At 58.1% G+C, this 23,087-nt stretch carries 23 protein-coding genes; 13 read left to right on the forward strand and 10 right to left on the reverse strand.

Features of this window, described 5'->3' with window-relative positions:
* Positions 1-409: 409 nt before the first annotated feature.
* Both FHU12_RS07095 and pabB read right to left on the reverse strand, forming a co-directional pair.
* Complete coding sequence (locus FHU12_RS07095) at positions 410-988, reverse strand: CoA pyrophosphatase (RefSeq protein ID WP_141968319.1); 579 nt, start codon at positions 986-988, stop codon at positions 410-412.
* Entirely contained in the window at positions 985-2,358 is a 1,374-nt protein-coding gene (gene pabB / locus FHU12_RS07100) for an aminodeoxychorismate synthase component 1 (protein ID WP_141968322.1), read from the reverse strand. Before pabB ends, FHU12_RS07095 begins: the two co-directional genes overlap by 4 nt.
* A gap of 530 nt (positions 2,359-2,888) precedes the next feature.
* Between pabB and FHU12_RS07105 the strand changes: the two genes are divergently transcribed.
* Both FHU12_RS07105 and FHU12_RS07110 read left to right on the forward strand, forming a co-directional pair.
* Positions 2,889-3,890, forward strand: coding sequence for a glycosyltransferase (locus FHU12_RS07105; protein ID WP_141968324.1), 1,002 nt, complete (start codon positions 2,889-2,891; stop codon positions 3,888-3,890).
* Positions 3,891-3,960: 70 nt separating this feature from the next.
* Complete coding sequence (locus FHU12_RS07110) at positions 3,961-4,206, forward strand: YoaH family protein (RefSeq protein ID WP_185742284.1); 246 nt, start codon at positions 3,961-3,963, stop codon at positions 4,204-4,206.
* 34 nt (positions 4,207-4,240) lie between these two features.
* On the opposite strand, the gene purT is transcribed toward FHU12_RS07110, so the two are convergent.
* A complete protein-coding gene (gene purT, locus FHU12_RS07115) occupies positions 4,241-5,419 on the reverse strand; it encodes a formate-dependent phosphoribosylglycinamide formyltransferase (RefSeq protein ID WP_141968328.1) in 1,179 nt (392 codons plus the stop codon).
* Positions 5,420-5,665: 246 nt separating this feature from the next.
* Here purT and cspE point away from each other — a divergent pair, with 246 nt between their 5' ends.
* The 5 genes from cspE (at position 5,666) to yebF (ending at position 8,595) form a co-directional block, all read left to right on the forward strand.
* Positions 5,666-5,875, forward strand: coding sequence for a transcription antiterminator/RNA stability regulator CspE (cspE, locus tag FHU12_RS07120; protein WP_141968330.1), 210 nt, complete (start codon positions 5,666-5,668; stop codon positions 5,873-5,875).
* Between the two features lie 147 nt (positions 5,876-6,022).
* Entirely contained in the window at positions 6,023-7,405 is a 1,383-nt protein-coding gene (dbpA, locus tag FHU12_RS07125) for an ATP-dependent RNA helicase DbpA (RefSeq protein WP_141968332.1), read from the forward strand.
* Between the two features lie 88 nt (positions 7,406-7,493).
* A complete protein-coding gene (locus FHU12_RS07130) occupies positions 7,494-7,817 on the forward strand; it encodes a YebG family protein (protein WP_141968334.1) in 324 nt (107 codons plus the stop codon).
* 39 nt (positions 7,818-7,856) lie between these two features.
* Positions 7,857-8,165: a N(4)-acetylcytidine aminohydrolase gene (gene yqfB, locus FHU12_RS07135; protein WP_004927562.1), complete on the forward strand. Its 309-nt coding sequence runs from the start codon at positions 7,857-7,859 to the stop codon at positions 8,163-8,165.
* Positions 8,166-8,235: 70 nt separating this feature from the next.
* Positions 8,236-8,595 (forward strand): protein YebF, encoded by a 360-nt coding sequence (yebF, locus tag FHU12_RS07140; RefSeq protein WP_141968336.1) that lies wholly within the window; start codon positions 8,236-8,238, stop codon positions 8,593-8,595.
* Between the two features lie 61 nt (positions 8,596-8,656).
* Here the strand turns inward: yebF and FHU12_RS07145 are convergent, their stop codons facing one another.
* From FHU12_RS07145 to mdtH, 5 genes are all read right to left on the reverse strand, one after another.
* Positions 8,657-9,220 carry a lipoprotein gene (locus FHU12_RS07145; RefSeq protein ID WP_033632830.1) on the reverse strand — a complete coding sequence of 188 codons (564 nt, stop codon included), beginning with the start codon at positions 9,218-9,220 and terminating at the stop codon, positions 8,657-8,659.
* 152 nt (positions 9,221-9,372) lie between these two features.
* The gene (locus tag FHU12_RS07150; RefSeq protein ID WP_141968338.1) at positions 9,373-11,013 is read right to left on the reverse strand and encodes an ABC1 kinase family protein; all 1,641 of its coding nucleotides are present in this window, start codon (positions 11,011-11,013) and stop codon (positions 9,373-9,375) included.
* A gap of 34 nt (positions 11,014-11,047) precedes the next feature.
* Positions 11,048-11,695, reverse strand: a complete 648-nt coding sequence (gene grxB, locus FHU12_RS07155; RefSeq protein WP_141968340.1) for a glutaredoxin 2 — start codon at positions 11,693-11,695, stop codon at positions 11,048-11,050.
* Positions 11,696-11,822: 127 nt separating this feature from the next.
* Positions 11,823-12,071: a hypothetical protein gene (locus tag FHU12_RS07160; protein WP_141968342.1), complete on the reverse strand. Its 249-nt coding sequence runs from the start codon at positions 12,069-12,071 to the stop codon at positions 11,823-11,825.
* Positions 12,072-12,143: 72 nt separating this feature from the next.
* Positions 12,144-13,349: a multidrug efflux MFS transporter MdtH gene (gene mdtH, locus FHU12_RS07165; RefSeq protein ID WP_141968344.1), complete on the reverse strand. Its 1,206-nt coding sequence runs from the start codon at positions 13,347-13,349 to the stop codon at positions 12,144-12,146.
* Positions 13,350-13,694: 345 nt separating this feature from the next.
* On the opposite strand from mdtH, the gene rimJ reads away from it, so the two are divergent.
* The 4 genes from rimJ to murJ all read left to right on the forward strand — a co-directional run bounded on the left by rimJ (position 13,695) and on the right by murJ (position 17,488).
* Positions 13,695-14,279: a ribosomal protein S5-alanine N-acetyltransferase gene (gene rimJ, locus FHU12_RS07170; RefSeq protein WP_025159814.1), complete on the forward strand. Its 585-nt coding sequence runs from the start codon at positions 13,695-13,697 to the stop codon at positions 14,277-14,279.
* Positions 14,280-14,288: 9 nt separating this feature from the next.
* Positions 14,289-14,933 (forward strand): YceH family protein, encoded by a 645-nt coding sequence (locus FHU12_RS07175; RefSeq protein ID WP_141968346.1) that lies wholly within the window; start codon positions 14,289-14,291, stop codon positions 14,931-14,933.
* A complete protein-coding gene (locus FHU12_RS07180) occupies positions 14,926-15,846 on the forward strand; it encodes a Gfo/Idh/MocA family protein (protein WP_141968348.1) in 921 nt (306 codons plus the stop codon). Before FHU12_RS07175 ends, FHU12_RS07180 begins: the two co-directional genes overlap by 8 nt.
* A 106-nt stretch (positions 15,847-15,952) precedes the next feature.
* Positions 15,953-17,488, forward strand: coding sequence for a murein biosynthesis integral membrane protein MurJ (murJ, locus tag FHU12_RS07185; RefSeq protein ID WP_141968350.1), 1,536 nt, complete (start codon positions 15,953-15,955; stop codon positions 17,486-17,488).
* A gap of 62 nt (positions 17,489-17,550) precedes the next feature.
* On the opposite strand, the gene argS is transcribed toward murJ, so the two are convergent.
* The gene (gene argS / locus FHU12_RS07190; protein ID WP_141968352.1) at positions 17,551-19,281 is read right to left on the reverse strand and encodes an arginine--tRNA ligase; all 1,731 of its coding nucleotides are present in this window, start codon (positions 19,279-19,281) and stop codon (positions 17,551-17,553) included.
* Positions 19,282-20,107: 826 nt separating this feature from the next.
* Between argS and FHU12_RS07195 the strand changes: the two genes are divergently transcribed.
* Positions 20,108-20,674 carry a VOC family protein gene (locus FHU12_RS07195; RefSeq protein ID WP_141968354.1) on the forward strand — a complete coding sequence of 189 codons (567 nt, stop codon included), beginning with the start codon at positions 20,108-20,110 and terminating at the stop codon, positions 20,672-20,674.
* Here the strand turns inward: FHU12_RS07195 and FHU12_RS07200 are convergent.
* Positions 20,671-21,822, reverse strand: a complete 1,152-nt coding sequence (locus tag FHU12_RS07200) for a MalY/PatB family protein (protein WP_141968356.1) — start codon at positions 21,820-21,822, stop codon at positions 20,671-20,673. The two genes, FHU12_RS07195 and FHU12_RS07200, sit on opposite strands and share 4 nt — an antisense overlap.
* 101 nt (positions 21,823-21,923) lie before the next feature.
* Here FHU12_RS07200 and cutC point away from each other — a divergent pair, with 101 nt between their 5' ends.
* Positions 21,924-22,682 (forward strand): copper homeostasis protein CutC, encoded by a 759-nt coding sequence (gene cutC, locus FHU12_RS07205; RefSeq protein ID WP_048234720.1) that lies wholly within the window; start codon positions 21,924-21,926, stop codon positions 22,680-22,682.
* Positions 22,683-23,087 lie beyond the last annotated feature (405 nt).

The raw sequence follows: 23,087 nt of genomic DNA on the forward strand, positions 1-23,087 counted from the left end.
AGCGGTTAAAAACCGCGCAGGGAACAGCGATATTGTAAAAGGGCCGTGCGGGTTCGGCTGCCTTTTTCGCATGAAATTAAATAATCCGTGGTGTCGCTTTTTTTACTGATTACCCGGGGCGAACCCTTAAGCGGGGTATCCGCTTTCGCCCAAGCTCCATTAGTGGTAATCGCGCCCGCTTTCCGTGCTGAACGCCGCCGGCTTAATCCCTGTTTCTACAGTGGTTTATCTCGGACGGTGGTATTTTACAGGTATTTCGTAAGGTTTAAGAGAGGGTTTACAGTTTTTTTAAAACCATTCAACCGGAACGGTAGTTGAAAAAGCGATCAAATGAAGTGATTTCGATCGCTTTACCTGCAGCGGACGCCGACGGCCATGCCAGATTGCGAGTCAGATCACGCAATGCGGCTTAAATACTGACCTGCTGCGCCAGGCGGCGAATAATGGCGGCGGTCAGCCCCCAGATAAACTGGCTGTGATACCAGGAGAGGTAAATGCGGTGCGTATGACCGGCGCGATGAATATCCAGCGGGTAGTAACGCGACAGGGTTAGCGCTTCCCGCAGGGGCATCTCGAACACGTCCGCCACTTCGCCCTCATTGGCGTGGAACTGCACATCCGGTGGGATCAGGCCGACGATGGGCGTGACCTGAAATCCGGTGCTGCTGTCGAGCGGCGCCATTTGGCCGAGAACGGTCACCGCGTGCGGCGGTATCGCCACTTCTTCCTGCGCTTCTCGCAGCGCCGTGACGACCGCCGACCCGTCTTCGGCATCGGTTTTCCCGCCGGGGAAGGCCACCTGGCCGGCATGTTTGCGCAGCGAATCGGCACGGCGGGTCAATAGCAGGGTGGGCTCAGCGCGGCAAACGATCGGGATCAGCACCGCCGCCGGGCGCACATTGTGCGAGATCTGCGCCGCCTGGGGCAGCTGCAGTTGAAAACGGCTGATAAAGGCGTGCAGTGAGGTCGGTGAATTCGATGGGATCACGACAGGGCACACTCCCCAAGCTGCGGCAGAATACGGCCAACCTTGTCGAAGGTTTCCTGGTATTCCGCCTGTTCCTGGCTGTCTGCCACAATACCGCCGCCTGCGGAGCAGTGGATGCGACCGTTTTCGGTGACGAGCGTGCGGATAGTGATGTTGGTGTCCATGGTGCCGCAGGCGCTCAGGTATCCGATGCTGCCGCAATAGGCGTTGCGGCGCTGCGGTTCCAGTTCTTCGATGATTTCCATCGCTCGCACCTTGGGAGCGCCGGTGATCGAACCGCCGGGGAAGCAGGCGCGCAGCAATTCGGCCGCCGAGGTCTGGTCCGGCAGGATCGCGGTAATGGTGCTCACCAGGTGATGCACGGCGGGGAACGGCTCCACGGCAAACAGTTCCGGCACCCGTACGCTGCCAGGCTGGGCGACGCGGCCGATATCGTTGCGCAGCAGATCGACGATCATCAGATTCTCAGCGCGATCCTTGGGGGAATCGGCCAACCGACGAGCCTGCGCGGCGTCCTGTTCCGCGTCCGCCAGCCGCGGCAGCGTGCCTTTGATCGGGCGGGTTTGAATGCGCTGCTGTTCCAGCCACAGGAAGCGCTCGGGAGAGACGCTCAGTACGCTGTTGTGCGGCAGGCGCAGGAAGGCAGAGAACGGCGCGCGGTTGCTGGCGCTCAATCGACAGAACGCCTGCCACTCATCTCCCTGATAGTCGGCGGAGAACCGCTGTGCCAGATTAATTTGGTAACAGTCGCCGCTGCGCAGGTAGCGCTGAATACGTTGGAACTTTTCGCCGTATTGCCGCCGGCTCATATTAGGGCACCAGTCGCTCAGCAGCGTGAAAGGGCGTTCTGCAGGCGCAGTTTGGCTATTGAGCCAGCGCCAGCGCTGCTCCACGTCGCCATAGCTGAGCAGCGTCAGGGTTTGCAGCCGGTGATCGGCGATCAATGCCCAGTCATAAATGCCCACCGCCATATCCGGCAAAGTAAGGTCAGTGTCGGCCAACTGCGGCAGGGTTTCTACCCGGCGCCCGAGATCGTAGCCGAACAGTCCCAGAGCACCGCCCTGAAACGGCAGATCCGGGTTAAACGCCGGCTGCCAGCCTTGCGCCGTCAACTGTTGCTGCAGCAGGGAGAACGGATCTTCCTTCGACTGAGTAGTGACGCCGTCACTTTCGATTTTCGTGCTGGCACCCTGAGTGGTGAGCGTAACGCGCGGCTGCGCGACCAGAATATCGAAGCGGTTATGCGAGTGATCGGCAAAGCCTGAATGCAGCAACATCGCCCAGGGCTGTGCTGAAAGCGGGGCGAAAAGCGTCAACAGGGCACTGCGGCTATAGGGCAAAGACTTTATGTTTGGGGCGGTTACGCTCATGAACGTCAAAAAACCTGGCTGTGAAGACGGCAATGTCTGGGCGTTAGTGTGCCATAGACGGCTACGGCATGCATGTTTTGCCATGCGAGACATGCAGCACAGTTCACATAAACGGCAGTTCAATAAACCAGAAATAAGGCATTTTTTGCGCCATTCATTATACTTCGGTATGTTAAAAATTTAACGTCGAATGCACGGTAAGTTTATTCATCGAGGGCGCAATACCCGAGAGATATAAAAGAGATTCGTTAATTTCATCAATTTATTGTTACCCATAGTGATTAACCGGGTGATGCGGGAAAGTTTTGCCTGTGTTTTGTCACGCGGGTCACTCTGTGAAATTGATGCCGTGTATTGGGCACCGTTTTTCTTGCTGAAAGCATGAAAAGACAAACAAGATAAATCTTATTTAGTCCGCTGCGGAAATCTGAGTGCCTGAGGCTTATTTCTCCTCTCTGGCGCTGAATGGATTGATATTTTTTAAAAAAATAAAATTATTAATTTGTTACATTAACATTGAAGAGCTGCCTATGTCGTTAATGCTGAGCGTCATCGTCCCGATGCACAATGCAGGAGAATTATTAGAGCCTTTCCTGGCTTCGTTGCTGGCCCAACGCGAGCAACGCCTGGAAGTGATCATCGTGAACGATGGTTCTACCGACGGTTCAGGGGAGACTGCGCACCGTTACGCGGCGGCGCATCCGCATATTCGGGTCATCGATCAGGCCAACGCCGGCGTTTCTAACGCGCGCAATGCCGGGCTCGCCGTTGCCCGGGGCAAATACGCGGCGTTTCCTGATGCCGACGATCTGCTGGCGCCGGACATGTATTCTACGCTGCTGGAACAGGCGGAACAGCACCAATTAGACGTGATGCAATGCAATGGCGAACGCTATTTTGCCAGCGAAGACGAATTACAGCCGATTTTTCCCGAGGCACGTTTACAGACCACTGACGTTATCAGCGGCGTACAGTGGTTCGAACGTGCATTGAAATCGAGAAAATTTATCCACGTTGTATGGTTGGCGATATATCGCCTCGACTTTATCCGCCAGCATCGGCTTTATTTTGAACCGGGGTTACATCATCAGGATATTCCCTGGACGACCGAGGTTATGTTTAATGCCCAACGGGTCAAATATTTAAGCACGCCGCTGTACCGTCAACGGGTACACGACAAGTCGATCAGTAATCGTCGTCGCACCGGAAAAGCAAACGTGGATTATCAACGCCACTATATGAAAATCGTCGAAATGCTGGAGCGGCTCAACCGGCGCTATGCAGGCAGCATTGCCATTCTTCCGGCTTTCCATTGGCAAATCACCCGTGAAGCGTTGGGCATTTGCCACAGCATTCGCCGTGAGCCGGATCCGGTCGCCCAGAATCAGATTACCGAAGAGTTCTATCAGCGCGGCATCGACAGAGCGATGTTCGCTAATGCGCGCGGCGTGAAGCAGGGGTGGCATGTCATGCTGTGGCGGCATCGCCTGAAGCAGTGGCGCGGCGATAATGGCTGTTCGCAACCGGCCTGAGGCACAAGGCGTTGGGATCCGCCGCGTTAGCGCGTATACTCCTTCTCCCTTTTGCCGGAGAGAACGACACATGCATGCAGGTATGCCATTACTGAGTCACGCGGAGCAGCAGGAAGCGGCGGATCGTATCCATCAACTGATGGAGCAGGGCATGAGCAGCGGCGAAGCCATTGCTCGCGTTGCGCAGGAAATTCGTGAGAAGCATCAGGGCGCTCAGGTTGCGGTACTGTTCGATGAGGATGATGAAGACGAGCAGCATGATGCCGCACCGGAGGCGTCGCGGAATGACGATGCTGAAGAAGACGAAGACTATTGATGTTATCGGGGCCGCGTAAGCGGCCCCGTCAGTTTCAGCCGTTGACCGCCACGGCGGCGGCGGCTTGTTTCGCCTGCTCCACCGCCCGTTCCGTCGTGATCGCCGTCGCCAGCGCTACGCCCAGACGACGTTGCCCGGCGATCTCCGGTTTGCCGAACAGGCGCAGCTGGTTGTGCCCGCGCAGCGCATTTTCCAATCCGCTGAAACGCACATCGCTGCTGTTGAGCTGCGGCAGGATCACTGCCGAAGCGGAAGGGCCGAACTGGCGGATGGCGCCGATCGGCAACCCGAGAAACGCGCGAACGTGCAGGGCGAACTCAGACAGATCCTGTGAAATCAACGTGACTATGCCGGTATCGTGCGGGCGCGGTGACACCTCGCTGAAGATCACTTCGTCGCCACAGACGAACAGCTCCACGCCGAACAGCCCGAAACCGCCCAGGGCTTTCACCACTTTTTCTGCGATAGCCTGGGCCCGGCTCAGCGCCGTCGCCGACATCAGTTGCGGCTGCCAGGATTCGCGATAGTCCCCATCCTCCTGACGATGGCCGATCGGCTCGCAGAAATGCACGCCGTCCACGGCGCTGATGGTCAGCAACGTAATTTCAAAATCGAATCTTACCAGCCCTTCGACGATCACCCGGCCGCCGCCGGCGCGGCCGCCCTGTTGGGCGTAATCCCAGGCGCTTTGCAGTTGTTCAGGCGTGCGGATCAGGCTTTGCCCCTTGCCGGAAGAACTCATCACCGGTTTGACGATGCACGGGTAGCCGATGTGTTCGACCGCCTGCCGGAAAGTCGCCTCGCTGTCGGCAAAGCGGTAGCTGGAGGTGGGCAGGCCAAGCTCTTCCGCCGCCAGGCGGCGGATGCCTTCACGGTTCATCGTCAGGCGGGTGGCTTCGGCGCAGGGCACTACGCGGTGGCCCTGGCGTTCAAGCTCGACCAGCATAGCGGTGGCGATTGCTTCGATTTCGGGAACGATATAGTCCGGGCGCTCTTGTTCGATAACGGCTTTCAGCGCGTCACCGTCCAGCATATTGATGACGTGGCTGCGGTGCGCCACATGCATGGCGGGGGCGTCGGGATAGCGATCGACGGCGATCACTTCCAGACCAAGGCGCTGGCATTCAATGGCGACTTCTTTACCCAGCTCCCCGGAGCCGAGCAACATAACGCGGGTGGCGGAAGGGCGCAGGGCGGTTCCAATCGTTAACATAGTTTCGTACCTGGATCGGTGAAAGTAAGCGGATTGATGATCGGCGGGCAGTATATACGAAAACGATTGCGTGCACAGCCGCAGCGCCAAGTTTGTTGCTAACTGACTGTTTTCATAACAAGCAGAAATATTTGCCCTGTATGAGGGATTATGCGTTAATAACCGACGGCGAAAGAAGGCCTACTTATCACAAGGTTTTCGCGTCTCGTGCCGTCAAGGCAGGTTTATCAAGTAAAGGAAACACAAATGAGCAAGATCACTGGTCACGTTAAATGGTTCAACGAAAGCAAAGGTTTCGGCTTTATTACACCTGCCGATGGCTCTAAAGACGTTTTCGTTCATTTCTCCGCTATCGTTAACGATGGTTTCAAGACCCTGGCTGAAGGCCAGCAGGTTGAGTTCTCCATCCAGGACAGCCAACGTGGCCCAGCCGCAGCCAACGTCGTTGCTATTTAACGACTGAGCCGCGAAGAAACCCGCCGCCGGCGGGTTTTTTTATGCCCGCTGTCCGTAACGCCGCCCATCTCTGTTATCATTTAGCGCTGATTCGGCGCCAACCTGCGGGCGCGCCGCCATTCCATTCGTCATATAAGAGTTATCGCCGTGAGCACAGTTTCTTTTTCTTCCCTGCCTCTGCCAGCCGAACAGTTGGCCAACCTCAACGAACTGGGGTACGCCAAAATGACGCCGGTGCAGGCCGCTGCGTTGCCCGCCATCCTGCAAGGGCGAGACGTGCGCGCCAAGGCGAAAACCGGTAGCGGTAAAACGGCGGCGTTCGGCATTGGTTTGCTGAATAACATTGTCGTTGCTCAGGTTGCCACGCAGGCGCTGGTGCTCTGTCCCACCCGCGAGCTGGCCGATCAGGTGAGCAAAGAACTGCGCCGCCTGGCGCGCTTCACGCAAAACATCAAAATCCTGACGCTGTGCGGCGGCCAACCTATGGGTCCACAGCTCGATTCGCTGGTGCACGCACCGCATATCGTGGTGGGAACGCCGGGCCGCATTCAGGAGCACCTGCGCAAGAAAACGCTGCAGCTGGACGAGCTGAAGGTGCTGGTGCTGGATGAGGCCGACCGTATGCTGGATATGGGCTTCGCCGACGACATCGACGATGTGATCAGCTACACGCCGCCGCAGCGTCAGACGCTGCTGTTTTCCGCCACCTACCCGGCAGGCATCGAACGCATCAGCGATCGCGTTCAGCGCCAGCCGCAGAGCGTCGAAGTGGACGATGACGAAGCGCAGACCGCCATCGAACAGCGTTTCTATGAAACCACGCGCGATCAGCGCCCGGCGCTGCTGGTGTCGGCCATTCGTTATCATCAACCTGCGTCCTGCGTGGTGTTCTGCAATACCAAACGCGATTGCCAAACGGTGCTTGAGGCCCTGGAGGCCCGCGGCATCAGCGCACTGGCGCTGCATGGCGATCTGGAGCAGCGTGACCGCGACCAGGTGTTGGTGCGTTTCGCCAATCGCAGTTGCCGGGTGTTGGTAGCGACCGACGTTGCCGCACGCGGGCTGGACATCAAAGAACTGGAGCTGGTGGTTAACTACGAACTGGCGTTCGATCCTGAAGTGCATGTGCACCGTATCGGTCGTACCGGCCGCGCCGGCATGAGCGGGCTGGCGATCAGCCTGTGCACGCCGCAGGAAATGGCGCGGGCGCACGCGATTGAAGACTACCTGCAGATGACCATTGCCTGGGCGCCGGTGTCCGAGCTGAGCGGGGCCGCCAACGGTTCGCTGGAGGCGGAGATGGTGACGCTGTGCATCGATGGCGGCCGTAAGGCGAAGATCCGCCCCGGCGATATCCTTGGCGCGCTGACCGGCGATGCCGGGCTGACGGCGGCGGAAGTGGGCAAGATCGACATGTTCCCGGTACACGCCTACGTCGCGATCCGTAAAGCCAGCGCGCGCAAGGCGCTGCAGCAGCTGCAACAGGGCAAAATCAAAGGCAAGAGCTGCAAGGTGCGGCTGCTGAAATAAGCCGAAGGCGGGTGGCGGTTTGCCTTCCCGCCGCTATCTATTTATACTGTATGTAATTACAGTTATTTGAGTATTTGAGGACGCACGCATGGCGGTTGAAGTTAAATATGTGGTGGTGAGAAACGGTGAGGAAAAAATGACTTTCGCGAGCAAGAAAGAAGCCGACGCCTACGACAAAATGCTGGATTTGGCGGATAACCTCGGAGAGTGGCTGCAACAGGCGCCGCTGAACCTGGACGACGAACAGCGCGACGGGCTGAGCTTCTTCCTGGCAGAGAATAAGGACGCACTGGGCCTGATTCTGCGCGGCGCATCGCCGGCGGAAACCGGCAAAAAACCGACGGAAGCGAAAGCGAAAAAAACGGCCTCTAACTCAAAAGAGGGATCTGCGTCAGAAAAGCAAGCGGCATAATGACTTATGTTGCGGTATTGTGATGAAAAAGGATCTAAAATGAGCCGTGAAATAACTTTCTTCAGCCGCTTCGAGCAAGACATTCTGGCCGGGCGCAAAACCATCACCATTCGGGATGCCAGTGAGTCGCACTTCGAACCGGGCGAGGTATTGCGCGTAAGCCGCAATGAAGACGGCGTATTTTTCTGCTTTATCGAAGTGCTGTCGGTAACGCCGGTGCGCCTGGATGCGCTGACCGAACGCCACGCACAGCAGGAGAACATGTCGCTGGGCGAACTGAAGCAGGTGATCAAGGAAATCTATCCGGGCCTGGATGCGCTGTTTGTCATCGAGTTCGTCAAACGGTAACTCTTTGCCGAAACCCTGTTGTGAGCCAGGGATGGGCGCCCGGATAGCGCTAATCACAACGGGAGGACATATGAAAAAAACGGGTTTGGCTATCGCCTTGTTGGCCATGATGGGAGCATCGACTGCGGTGTGGGCGCAGGATCAAGAGCAACGCACCGCCAAGGTGGGGCAGTGTGCCGGTCTGCAGCCGGCCGATATTGCCGCTCAGGTCAAGCGTGATTTCTTGCAGAACCGCATCACGCGCTGGGAGGCAGACAAAAAGCTGCTGGGCACCGCAACTCCGATCGCCTGGGTCAGCCCGGATGCCATCACCGGCAAGGATCAGGTGTGGCAGGTGCCGCTGACGGTGCGGGGTACCAAGATGGATAAAACCTACAACGTGACGCTCAACTGCAACACCGGCGAGATTGCCTACAGCGAGCCGCAGTAATACTTTCCCGCAATAAAATAAAAAAGCCCGCCGAGCGGCGGGCTTGATGCATCAAACGCGGTCAGTCGCTAAACGGGATCACCAGTTCACCCGGTTTCACTTCCAATCCCTTTGCCAGTTTTTTCGCCAGCGCTTCGGTTTTGCTGTTGTCAGGATTCAGCACATAAGCCGGCTTTTGGTCGAAGTAAGACTTCAGCGACTGATTCAGGTATGGCGTCAGCGCTTTCATCACCGTCTGCATTTTTTCCGGCTGTACGCTGTAATCGGTCAACTCCATATCCTTCAGGTAAATGGCGCCCTGTGCGCGGTCGTAAACCGGCTGCGCTTTCAGCGTCAGCTTAAGATCCGCCGTCTGCGGGCCGAGAATCGACGTGATGTTGACCTTGGCGTCGCCGGAAAGGGTGACTTTACCCGGTTCGCTGCGGCCGATCTGGCTTTGCAGCTGAGTCAGCACGATGTTGGCGTCCACCAGGCCGGGCACGCCGATCTGCTTCTGATAGTCGTTGTGTTTCTGCAGGTAATCATTCACTTCCTGCTCGCTCAGGGTGTATTGGGTCAGTTGATTGCAACCGGCCAATACGCCGGCGAACAGCAGGGCGGCTGCGCCCATCAGGATCTTCTTCATTCATGCCTCATTGCGACTGCTGGCGAAAAGTGCTGCAGATAATTGATTAATCATTATAAACGTTCCGCCTGCGCGTGAAAACGGCAGGCGGCGATGTGCAGAGGATAGTGCGCGCAAAAGTGGGTGAGACCTATCGGATAACGCCGAAAGCGTCAGCGCCGCAGTCGCAGCGCCAAGAGAATCACGCCGGCCAGGCAGGCTGCGCCGCCCAACAGTGGGAACAGCGGAATCCCCCACAGCCGCAGCGACGAATGCATCAGATAAGGCGCCAGCCCCAGGGCAAAAGCGGCGGTGACGATGGCGATAGCCAGGGTGACGGCGGCGCGTTCCAGCGCTTTGCTCAACTGGCCGAGGTTACTGACGTTGATATCGGCATTGAGCTGCCCGCGTTTGAGGCGGCGAACCAGTAGGCGCAGGGTTTGCGGCAGCTCCTCTCCGGCATCGAGCGCTTCCCCGCCCAGGGCCAACAACCGCTGGCGCACGGCGTCGGGGGCATAGCGCTGCAGCACCGTTTGTTGCAGCATCGGTTTGAGCGTGGCTACGATGTCGAAGGCCGGATCCAACCGATGCAGCACGCCGTCGGCGGTGATTAATGCCTTGAACAGCAGGACCAGGTCGGGCGGCAACGCCAGCTGGTGTTCACGCGCCATCACCAGCAGGTCGGTCAAGGCTTTGCCCAGCGTCAGGGTGGCGGCGGCCTGTTTGTCGAGAAAGTTTTGCGCCGCCAACTCCAGATCCATCAGGTCCAACGGTTCGCTGTCCGACCAGGCGATCAGCGTGTTAACGATGCCTTCGGATTGGCGATCGGCGATGGCCTGCAGCAGCAGCAGCAACTGGTTGCGCCGCCGCTCGGACAGCTGGCCCACCATACCGAAGTCGATAAAACCGACGCGGTCACCGCTCAGCGCCATGACGTTGCCGGGGTGGGGATCGGCGTGATACAGCCGATGCTCCAGCACCATGCTCATAAAGGCGCGGGCGCCGCGTTGCGCCAGCAGCGGGCCGTCAAAGCCTGCCGCCGCCAATTGCTGAGGGTTCTCCGGCGCGGTACCGGGCAAGTATTCCTGCACTAACAGACGCGGAGACGACCATTGCCAATAGATTTTCGGCACGACCACGTCGGGTTCTCGTGCAAACATCTTGGCGACGCGATCGCAGTTATGCCCTTCGTGAGTTAAATCCAGCTCGTGATTGAGCGCCGTCGCCAGCGCTCGGACCATCTGCCGCGGCCGATAGCGTGCCAGCGTGGGGCTCTGCTGCTCCACGGTTTCCGCCAGCGAGGCCAGCAGCCGCAGATCGGCGTGGATGGTTTTCGCCAAACCGGGCCGCAGCACTTTCACCACTACCTGTTCGCCGCTGTGCAAGCGGGCGCGGTAAATTTGCGCCATCGATGCCGCGGCCAGCGGCGTGCGATCGAATTCGGCAAACAGGTGCTCGGGTTCGTCCCCCAGATCGGCGATGATCTGCGGCGCCAGTATCTCCCATGGCAATACCGCCGCCTGGCTGTGCAGGCGATCCAGTTCGTCGGTCCACGCCGGATCCAGGAGGTCAGAACGCGTGGCCAGGATCTGACCGAATTTGACGAAGGTGGGGCCCAGCGCCTCGAGTGCTTCCCGCAGCCTTTCAGGCAGGGTCTGTGCGTCCTGCAGGGCGGGCTCGCCGCGGACACCGCGCAGCAATGCCCCCAGCCCCAGCAAGCGCAGAACGTCTTGCAGACCATAACGGATCAGAACGGAGGTAATTTCCTTCAGCCGCGCCCGATCGCGAGCGGTGGCGAGCACCATTTTCAACATCAGTACGCCATGTCCTTTTTGTGACTCTCGAACGTTATTGTTCCATATCCAGCAGCAACGGCACCTCGCTGCGCTGCGCCATGCGGTTGCGGTAGGCTTCCACGTTATCCGGCAGCGCAACCCCGGCGACGATCGACAACGAACGCAGCAGCGGGAACAGGTGAATGTCGTCCTCGGACAGCTCGCCGTTCACCGCGTCGGCGGAGACGATCAGCGGTGACAGCGCTTGCAGATCGGCTTCCAGTTCGGCGATCAGATCGGCGCTGTTGGCGAGATGCTCGGCGAAATCACCGATTGACGCCTGCTTCTTATCGATAAAGTAACGGCGGGCGCTGTCGGTGGCAAATTCTTCGAAGTCGGCATGTGCAATACGCGGCAGCAGCAATTTTGCGCTGTAGCTGCCGGCCCGCTGCAGCCACTCGGCGATGGCCGGGTTGGTGCGGCCGGTCAGCACCGGCTTACCGTCCAGGCTATCGACATAGCGCACGATATCCAGGCTTTCCGGCATCGCCTCGCCATTGTCCTTGACTAGGATCGGCACCATTTTCTGGCCGATCAGGTTGAACGGGGTCGTCTCATCGTCATTGAGCAACGTGACCAGGCGAATCGGCAAACGTTTCAGGCCGAAAATCATGCGGGCTTTAACGCAGAATGGGCAATGATCGTAAATGAACAGTTTCATGCTTGCTCCGGGTTGTCAGGTTTTAACAGCAATAGTTACCACAGCTTATCGAGGCTGTCTTGACGTGCGTGTGTTGGATGGTGCGCTATTGCGATATTGCCCGCGCAACAGGCGCGGGCGAGGGGCGTTATTTCTTGGCCGGTACCGAGTTGAGCACGTCGATCAGGTGAATGCGGGCCTGTTCCAGATCGACCCGATCGCGCTCGTTGGCGGCGGAGACGACCTGCAGCTGTTTGATGATATCGCTTTTCAGCGCGCTGTCGCCGGCGATGATGTGAGCCAGCGCTTTTTCCACCAGGGTGGAGCGCGCGTAAATCATGCGCAGGTTCAATATCATATGTTCGAGCAGTTGCGGTAACTTCGCTTCTTCAATCATGCCGACGGGCTCCTGTGAGGTTTTTACTAACAGGATAGCAGCTGTTGCCGATTCGGCCGGATTTCTACGGCGTTAACCGCCGCGCAGCATCATCGACGCATTGCGCCGTGGGCTGAATTGCCAGTACAGCGCCAGCAGCGTGGCAAAACCGACGGCCCCGAGCAGCAACCAGGGCAGTTCCGGCATATTCATCGCCCGTCCGCTATCGTACATCCAGCCGCCGCCGGTATAGCCCAACGCGCCGCCCAGCGCCAGACCGAGGCGGCTGAAGCCCATGTAGCTGCCGCGCGCACGCGGATCGGCCAGCGAAGCGCTCAGCGTTTCGCGCGCCGGTTCGGCGATAATCGAGCCCAGATAGAAGCAGCAGATCAGCGTGAAGACCCCTTGCAGGCTGGTGGCGAGACCGATCGGCAGCAGGCTGAGCGTCATCAGCAACAGGCCCGCCATCAGGCGCTGCTCAAGCCGGAAGTGTTTTTCTCCCCAACGCGCCAACGGATAGAGCAACGACAGCGACAGCGCCGCTTCGATCGCGTACATCCATTTCACCGCCGCCGGTGAACCGGCAATTTCGTTGACCACGATCGGCATCATCAGCATCACCTGCACCGCCAGCATGTAGTAACCGGTCAGCGTCAGGACATAGGTGAGGAAGCGGCGATCGCGCAGGACCCGCAACAGGCCTTCTTTCATCGGCACGCGCACGGTGGAGATGCGGTAAGCCGGCAGTAACCAGGCGTTCCAACCGGCGGCCAGCACGAAGATCGCCGCTCCAACCCAGCAGACAAAGTGAAAATCGTACTGCAGCAGCCAACTGCCGATCAGCGCGCCGACCACCGCGCCGGCGCTGTCCTGCATCATCAGCAGCGAGAAAAAGCGGCCGCGCTCGTGCGGACGGGTCAATTTGATCACCAAAGCGGTGCGCGGCGGATCGAACAGTGTGCCGCCGAGGGCGGAGAGCGCGCAGGAGAACCACAGTATCCAGGGCTCATCGGCCATCGCCATGGTGGCGAACCCGGCGGCGCGCAGCAACATGCCGGTGACGATCATCGGCTTGGCGCCGAAACGATCGGCGATGGCGCCGCCAAAGATGCCGAGCCCTTGTTGCAACAGCTGGCGCAAACCCAGCGCGATGCCGACGACCAGCGCCGCCCATCCCAGCTGATCGACGAAGCGAATCGAAATAAGCGGGAAAACGACAAAGAAGCCTAACACCACCAGCAGATTGTCGAGCAACAGAAAATATTTACCCAAGCTGCGCGCTTGCGATACCAGAGACATGCTTCACCATGAGCAATTAAGAAAGAAGGGGAGACAGCCGTTCCATTCTCTACCCAATTCTCGTACGGCGACAGGGGCGGCATAGATAATATTTTTTTATCGTCAAGGTGTTACCTGAACTACAAAATTGGCGGAAAAACGCCGTAAAACGCGTATTCGGCGATTTACTGAGCGGCCGGGATTTTACCTCGGGGGCGGGCTACGGTTATATTGAATGCAGGGAAGTGCAGTTCTGCGGCGCTATGGGAAAAATAAAACCATGGCAAAAGATCGGCACAGGATAATGATCCGCTCGGCTTCCTAATAAATACTTCTTATCGAACCGTTTTGACCGCGGGGGAAATGATGTTCGGCTATCGCTCTGCATCGCCAAAAGTACGTCTTACAACCGACCGGATGGTGGTCCGTTTAGTGCATGAACGGGATGCCTATCGCCTGGCGGATTATTATGCCGAGAACCGGACCTTTCTCAAACCCTGGGAGCCGGTGCGCGACGAAAGCCACTGTTATCCTTCCGGCTGGCAGGCGCGCCTGGGCATGATCACCGAAATGCAAAAACAGGGCAGCGCCTACTATTTTATCCTGCTCGATCCGGAAGAACAGGAAGTGCGCGGCGTGGCCAACTTCAGCAACGTGCTGCGCGGTTCGTTTCACGCCTGTTTCCTCGGTTATTCACTGGGGGAGAAATGGCAGGGACAAGGGCTGATGTTCGAAGCCTTGCAGTCCGCTATCCGTTATATGCTGCGCCAACAGCGCATGCACCGCATCATGGCCAACTATATGCCTCACAACCAGCGCAGCGGCGCACTGCTGACGCGTCTGGGATTTGAACGCGAAGGTTACGCCAAGGATTACCTGCTGATCGACGGCAAGTGGCAAGACCACGTTTTGACGGCATACACCAATAAAGAGTGGCTACCCCCACGTTGAGGCCAAACGATGAAATATGAATTGAACGCCAGAGAGGCGCGGGTCATCGGCTGCCTGTTGGAAAAACAGGTCACGACCCCGGATCAATACCCGCTTTCGCTTAACGCCATTACCCTGGCGTGCAACCAAAAAACCAACCGCGAGCCGGTGATGGATCTGAGCGAAAGCGAGGTGCAGCAACTGCTGGATCTGTTGCTGCGCAAACATTTCCTGCGCACCCTCAGCGGGTTCGGCAACCGGGTAGTCAAGTACGAACAGCGGTTTTGCAACTCCGAGTTTGGCCAACTGAAACTTTCGCCCGCCGAACTGGCGGTGATCGCCACCTTATTGCTGCGCGGCGCGCAAACGCCGGGCGAACTGCGCACCCGCACCAACCGGATGCACGAGTTCAACGATGTCAGCGAGGTTGAACAGGTGCTGCAGCAGCTGGCCACGCGGGAAGATGGCCCGTTCGTGGTGCGCCTGGCGCGTGAGCCGGGCAAACGCGAAAGTCGGTTCATGCACCTGTTCAGCGGCCAGATTGATGAGGCCCCGGCGGCGCTTGAGTCTGAAGACGACGGCGACCTGAGCGCCAGGGTCAGCGCATTGGAAAACGAAGTGTCGGAATTGAAACGGCTGGTGCAACATCTGTTGGCGAGGGAAGCGAATGACTAAATTGCGTGTGGGCGTGGTGGGATTGGGCAGTATTGCGCAGAAGGCTTACCTGCCAATCCTCGGCCAGGCGGCGGATTGGACGCTGGTGGGCGGTTTTTCGCCCAACCAGCAAAAAGCGCAGCCGCTGTGCGACAGCTACCGTATGGCCTGTTTTTCCCGGCTGGACAGCCTGGCCGAACAGTGCGACGCGGTGTTTGTTCACAGCAGCACCGCCAGCCATTTTTCGGTGATAGGCGAGCTGCTGAACCGCGGCGTGCACGTTTACGTCGATAAGCCGCTGGCGGAAACGCTGGAGCAGGGCGAGCAGTTGCTCGAGTTGGCCGAGCGGCGAGGCAAGACGCTGATGGTGGGGTTCAACCGCCGTTTCGCGCCGCTTTACCGGCAGCTCAAGCAGCAAATGAACCAGCCGGCCTCTATTCGCATGGATAAACATCGGGCGGACAGCGTCGGTCCGCACGATCTGCGTTTTACCCTGTTGGATGACTACCTGCACGTGGTGGACACCGCGCTGTGGCTGGCGGGCGGGCGTGAGCAACTGCTGAGCGGCCGTTTGCACGCCAACGCCGCCGGTGAAATGCTGTACGCTGAGCACCACTTCGCCTGCGGCGACACGCAGGTAACGACCAGCATGCATCGCCGGGGCGGCAGCCAGCGTGAAAGCGTGCAGGCGGTGACCGACGGCGCGCTGTATCAGTTAACCGACATGCGTCACTGGCGGCGCGAAGACGCGCAGGGCGAGTTGGAACAGCCGGTACCGGGCTGGCAAAGCACGCTGGTGCAACGCGGTTTCGACGGGGCGGTGCGGCATTTCCTCAGTACCGTCGCCAACCAGAGCGTGCCGGAAACCGGTGGCGAACAGGCGCTGGTCGCCCAGCGGGTGGTCGAGCGTTTGCTGCGGGATAACTCTATGTAACATATGGCGGTAGCTATTCTTTTCCGGATGCGTAAACTGAGCCGATTGTTTCACTGACGCCTGCTGTTGCAGGCGTTGATATTTACGGTACCTATCAGACAACCACATGAACCTACTCAAATCCTTGGCTGCCGTCAGCTCGATGACGATGTTTTCGCGGGTGTTGGGCTTTGCCCGCGATGCGATCGTCGCGCGCGTGTTCGGGGCCGGCATGGCAACGGACGCCTTCTTCGTGGCGTTCAAACTCCCTAATCTGTTACGCCGTATCTTTGCCGAAGGCGCGTTTTCGCAGGCCTTCGTGCCGATCCTGGCCGAATACAAGAGCCAGCAGGGTGAAGAGGCGACGCGCACCTTTATCGCCTATGTCTCCGGGCTGTTGACGCTGGTGCTGGCGGTGGTGACGGTGCTGGGGATGCTGGCCGCGCCCTGGGTGATTTACATTACTGCGCCGGGCTTTACCGATACGCCCGACAAGTTTGCTCTGACGTCGGCGCTGCTGCGCATCACGTTCCCCTACATTTTGTTGATCTCGCTGGCTTCGCTGGTGGGGGCTATTCTCAATACCTGGAACCGCTTCTCGATCCCGGCCTTTGCGCCCACGTTGCTTAACGTCAGCATGATCGGCTTCGCGCTGTTCGCCGCCCCGTATTTCCACCCGCCGGTGCTGGCGTTGGCTTGGGCAGTGGTGGTGGGCGGCGTGCTGCAGCTGGGTTATCAGCTGCCGCACCTGCGCAAGATCGGCATGCTGGTATTGCCGCGGCTCAAGCTGGGCGATGCCGGGGTCTGGCGCGTGATGCGCCAGATGGGGCCGGCGATCCTCGGGGTGTCGGTCAGCCAAATCTCGCTGATCATCAACACCATTTTCGCTTCGTTCCTGGTGTCCGGCTCGGTGTCCTGGATGTACTACGCCGACCGCCTGATGGAGTTTCCTTCCGGCGTATTGGGCGTGGCCTTGGGCACCATCCTGCTGCCGTCGCTGGCCAAAAGTTTTTCGAGCGGCAACCACGACGAGTACTCACGCCTGATGGATTGGGGGCTGCGCCTGTGCTTCCTGCTGGCGTTGCCGAGCGCTATCGCGCTCGGCATTTTGGCCAAGCCGTTGACCGTTTCGCTGTTCCAGTACGGCAAGTTCAGCGCCTTTGATGCGGCGATGACGCAACGCGCGCTGGTGGCGTACTCGGTAGGGCTGATGGGGCTGATCGTGGTTAAAGTGCTGGCGCCGGGGTTCTATTCGCGGCAGGACATCAAAACGCCGGTCAAGATCGCCATCATTACGCTGATCATGACGCAGGTGATGAACCTGGCGTTTATTGGCCCGCTGAAGCATGCCGGCCTGGCGCTGTCGATCGGTTTGGCGGCCTGTCTGAACGCCGCGCTGCTGTATTGGCAGCTGCGCAAGCAGAAGATCTTCCAGCCACAGCCGGGTTGGGCGCTGTTCCTCACCAAGCTGGTGATTGCCGTGCTGGTGATGTCGGCGGTGCTGATTGGCTTGATGTGGCTGATGCCGGCCTGGGATCAGGGCAACATGCTGGAGCGTTTGCTGCGCTTGGCTGCGGTGGTGGTGGCTGGTGTGGTGGCCTACTTCGGCGTGCTGGCCGGGTTGGGCTTCCGCCCGCGTGATTTCGCGCGCCGGGTTGCCTGAGCCACAGGCAAGCATAAAAAAAGGTCGCCTGGGCGACCTTTTTGCTTTCTGTACGGCGCGGTTTACATGCGTTCGACGGTTTCGATGCCGAGCGTATCCAGACCGGTTTTCAGCGTTTTCGAGGTCAGCAGCGCCAGCTTCAGGCGGCTCTGACGCGCTTCTTCGCTGTCGGCGTTCAGGATCTGGCAGTGCTCGTAGAAACCGGAGAACAAGCCGGCCAGATCGTACAGGTAGCTGCACATGACGTGAGGCGTACCTTCACGCGCGACGGTGGTGAGCACCTCTTCGAACTGCAGCAGGCGGGTGGCCAGCGCAATCTCACGTTCTTCGGTCAGCGTCAGCGGCAGCGTCAGGCTGGTTTCGTCGATTCCGGCGCGTTTGAATACCGATGCCACACGGGTATAGGCGTATTGCATATAAGGCGCGGTATTGCCCTCGAAGGCCAGCATGTTATCCCAGTCGAAGACATAGTCGGTGGTGCGGCTTTTCGACAGGTCGGCGTATTTCACTGCGCCGATGCCGACCACGCGGGCCACGGTTTTCATTTCGTCTTCCGGCATATCCGGGTTTTTGCCGGCGATCAGCTGTTCGGCGCGTTCAATGGCTTCATCCAGCAGATCGGAGAGCTTCACGGTGCCGCCCGAGCGGGTTTTGAACGGTTTACCGTCTTTGCCCAACATCATGCCGAACATGTGGTGTTCCAGCGAGACGGACTCCGGCACGTAACCGGCCTTGCGCACGATGGTCCAGGCCTGCATCAGGTGCTGATGCTGACGGGAGTCGATGTAATACAGGACGCGATTGGCGCCCAGGGTTTCGTAGCGATACTTGGCGCAGGCGATGTCGGTGGTGGTGTAGAGGTAGCCGCCATCCTTTTTCTGGATGATGACGCCCATCGGATCGCCGTCTTTGTTCTTGTATTCGTCGAGGAACACCACGGTGGCGCCTTCGCTTTCCACCGCCAGCCCTTTGGCTTTCAGATCGGCGACGATGCCCGGCAGCATCGCGTTATACAGGCTTTCGCCCATCACGTCGTCTTCGGTCAGCGTGACGTTCAGGCGGTTATAGGTCAGCTGGTTTTGCGCCATGGTGATATCGACCAGCTTACGCCACATTTTCAGACAGTATTGATCGCCGCCCTGCAGCTTCACGACATACGCGCGTGCGCGCTCGGCGAACTCGGCGTCTTCGTCGTAATGTTTCTTGGCTTCGCGGTAAAACTGCTCGAGATCGGACAGGCCCATATCGCTGGCGTTTTCGTTCTGCATTTTTTCCAGGTAGGCAATCAGCATGCCGAACTGGGTACCCCAGTCGCCGACGTGGTTGGCGCGGATTACTTTATGGCCCAGAAACTCCTGGGTACGCGCCGCGGCGTCGCCGATAATCGTGGAGCGTAGGTGGCCGACGTGCATCTCTTTCGCCACGTTCGGCGCGGAGTAGTCGATAACGATGGTTTGCGGCTCAACCGGCGCAATGCCCAGTTTCGGTGCGTTCAGCACCTGATCGGCCTGGCGCGCGACCCAGTCGCTGTTCAGGAAAATGTTGATAAAGCCGGGGCCGGCGATTTCCACTTTACCGGCGACGTCGCCGAGATCCAGCAGTTGCACCACTTTTTCCGCCAACTGACGGGGCGGCATGCCCAGCTTTTTGGCGACTGACATCACGCCGTTGGCCTGATAATCACCAAACTGCGCCTTGGCGGATGGGCGGACCTGCGCTTCGCAATCGGCTGGCGCGCCAGCGGCGATCAGCGCCTGGCTGACTTTATCTGAAAGAAGAACCTGAATATTCACCGGGTTACCTTAATGACGAACGAGGGGCTGAAGCCAACCCCTGTGGGATTCAACGGTGGCAGGCGCGACGGGCACCTCCCACAAAACAGCCTGCAATTGTAACCGATCTGACGGAGCCCGTCAGCAGTTGGCGCGGCCGCAGCAATGAAACATTGTCGGGTACGGCGCGTTGATTGCCGGAAGGTGAAAGGCAGGATGAATGAACGAGAGCGTGTGGCGGCGAGGATTAGGAGACTAACGTTTTTTGTTGTGGCGTCTGGCATCCAGCGTGTTGGTGCTGCGGGATTTAAAGTGACGGTAGATGGCGTACACGGCGATAATTATCAATACCAAGGACATCGTCAGCAATAACATAATAATCATCTCGAATTTAAATTTTCTCCAAAGTAGCTGAGTTGCCTTGATGAATCAATTGCTCGGGAGTAAATTAAGATAATCCTTATTATTTTATTAATTATTGAATTTTATTGTCTTTGTTTACAATAGGTTGATTGTTGTTTTTTTGTGAGCTTGATAAGCAGGTAAAGTGTGATGAAGCGAAACAATTCAATCGGTTTAGCCCGCGAACCACGAATTTTTTTGTGAAGAATAACTTAAATCATAACGTCATGATGAAAGGGTATAATGGATGCGAAAAATCTTAATTTTTATTTTTCTGTTGATTTAATGAGCTGTCATCTTAATAAAAAATTGGTTTTTTGTTCTCCCCGCACGCAACCGAAAATCATTCTGAACTGCCGCTGAAAAACCTCGCAATGCTGGCGAGCGCTGTCGCCACCGTGTAAATTACGGCGTCTCACTTGCGTTCCGTTGTTTTGAGGTCTCTATGACATCCCCCTTGCAGGCCATTGCCGAGCTGGACGACCTGATGCTCGACCTGCCACGCTTCGAGCAGGCGTTACAACAATTTGCTGCCAGATTGCGGCTTGACCTGGCCGCGTTTACGGCCGATCACATCTCCCTGCGTTGTCACCAGAATGCCACTGCCGACCGCTGGCGTCAGGGCTTGATGCAGTGCGGAACACTGCTGTCCGAGTCGATGATCAACGGGCGACCTATCTGTCTGTTCGATTTGTCGCGGCCGCTGGCCGTGGGGCCGTGGCAGATAGACTGCGTCGAACTGCCGTATCCTGGGGAGAAACGCTATCCGCATGAAGGTTGGGAACACGTCGAGTTAGTGCTCAGTGGCGATCCGCAGACGCTGCACGCTCGGGCGTTGAGCCTTCTCGCCGATGAAGCGCTGCTGGCCCCGGGGATCAAGCTGAAACAAAGCTCGCCAAAAGGCGAGGGCGAGCGCTTGCCGAATCCAATCCTGGCTATCACCGATGGAACGGTGACGATCAAGTTTCATCCCTATTCCATTCGGGACATCGTCGCCAGCGAGCAAGGCTAGGCATGCAGCGCCGCGCAGGCCCGCGCCATGCGAGCGAGCGCTTCATCGAGCAGGGCCCACCGGCAACCAAAGTTAAGCCGCACAAAGCGCCGGTCGCCAAAATCCAAACCGGCGCTTAATCCTACGCCCGCGCGTTCTTCGAAGAACTGATGCAGGTTGTCCACCGGTAAAGCGCTGCAATCGATCCACGCCAGGTAGGTGGCTTCGATTGGCAAAACCGTCAACCCCGGCATGGCGTTGATGCGCTCGGTCAGCCGATCGCGATTGGCGCGTAGATAAATCAGCTGTTCGTCCAGCCAGGGCTGCCCGTATTGATAAGCCGCCTGCGCCGCCGCCAGCGCCAGCAGATTGACCTCCGGCACAATGCCGCTGCGCGCGCGTTTCAGCCGTTGTCGCAGCACTTCGTTGGGGACGATCGCCATTGAAGCGCCCAGTCCGGCGAGATTAAACGTCTTTGACGGCGACATCAGCGTCACGCTGCGTTGGGCCGCATCGTCATTCAGGGTGGCGAAAGGGATATGCCGCACGCCGGGTTCAAGCAGCAGCTCGCAGTGGATTTCATCGGAACAGACGATTAAATCGTGCTCGCGCGCGAACTGATGGTGCTGCAACAGTTCGTCCCGGCGGTAAACGGTGCCTCCGGGATTCTGCGGGTTGCACAGCAACAGGAGCTTCTCGTTGCCGCTAAGCCGATCATGCAACGCGGAGAAATCCAGCACCCAACGTTGGCCTGCCGCCGTTAGCGGCACCGAGAGGTGTTTACGCCCGGCGAATTTAGCCGCTTTGCGAAACGGCGGATAAATGGGGGAGGGAGCCAGCGTGCTCTGATGTTCTTCAGTGCAGGCACGCACGCACAGGTTCAGGCCGCACACCAACCCAGGCAGGAAAATGATCCATTCAGGCTTGATGTGCCAGCCGTAGCGCTCTACCATGCGGCGAGTAAAAACCTCAATAAGATCAGGGGATGGGTAGGTGTAGCCGAATACGCCGTGCGCCACGCGACGCTGCAAGGCTTCGATCACCGCCGGCGGTGAGGTGAAATCGCTGTCGGCGACCCAAAGCGGAATAATGTCGCGGTCGCGATATTTATCCCACTTAACGCTGTCACTGTGACTGCGGTCTACCCATTGATCAAAATTGAATGCCATAGTTACAACCCTGAGCCGGTTTATGCCTAAGCATGAGCCTACGTGAGAAATGAAGAAATGAACAATTGCCGCCGTATGTTGGCCGTTATCTGGGGGTGACAATGATAAAACTGGAAGTTTGTTGCTTTAGCGTCGACTGCGCGCTGACGGCCGAACGAGCAGGTGCCGATCGTATCGAGTTGTGCGCCAGCCAGAGCGAGGGCGGATTGACGCCGAGCTATGGCACGCTGCGTCTGGCGCGCGAGCGGGTTGCGATCCCGGTGCATCCGATCGTTCGCCCTCGCGGTGGCGATTTCTGCTACGGTACGGTGGATTTCGAGGTGATCAAACAGGATCTCCGCCAGATCCGCGAGATGGGATTCCCCGGTGTCGTGGTCGGCATGCTGGACGAAGAAGGGCACATCGATCTGCCGCGCATGCGCGAAGTGATGAAGCTGTGCGAGGGCATGGCGGTGACGTTTCATCGTGCGTTCGACATGTGCCAGAACCCGATGGTGGCGTTGGAACAACTGACCGAACTGGGCGTGGCGCGCATTCTGACCTCCGGCCAACAGCAGAGCGCTGAACTGGGCCTGCCGTTGCTGCGTGATTTGCGCCAGGCCAGTCACGGCCCGGTGATCATGGCGGGTGCCGGCGTGCGTCTCAGCAATTTGCACAAGTTTGTCGATATCGGCCTGCATGAACTGCACAGCTCTTCCGGTCATCTGGTGCCGTCGACCATGCGTTACCGCAAGGCGGGCGTCACCATGTGCTCCGATAACGAGTTTGACGAATTTAGCCATTATTGCGTGGATGGCGAAATGGTGGAGGCGATGAAAAACGCGCTGGCCTTGGTTGATCCCCTGGCGCAAAGCGCATAAACACGCAGCTAACCGCGTTTGACAACCGGTTTCCGGGCCGTAAGACCCTTTGCGTATCACTGAGCCCTCGGCGATCACGCAAGTACCAGGCCCCGGCGTTTTGCCGGGGCTTTTTTTATGCCTTGTAAAGACAAGCAGCCCGTTTCAAGACGGTTTCTCGATCGAACTGCCTCCCATCTCTTCTTGCGCTCGTCATGCCCTGCTGATAAGTTTGTGAGTTAAAATCCTTTAAATATCATAATATTAAATGATTTTTTTGTATGTATTGGTGTGGTGAATGAATTTGTAATCTGCCGCTCATCAACGCGTCCATATTTTTTACCTTTTCATCGGCTGCCTTATGGCCGGAACATCACAGCATCAATTGAGGAGAGCCGTTGGCGCAGCCGCAGAGCGCGTTGGCGG

Source organism: Serratia marcescens (genome assembly GCF_006715005.1).
Taxonomy (GTDB): domain Bacteria; phylum Pseudomonadota; class Gammaproteobacteria; order Enterobacterales; family Enterobacteriaceae; genus Serratia; species Serratia montpellierensis.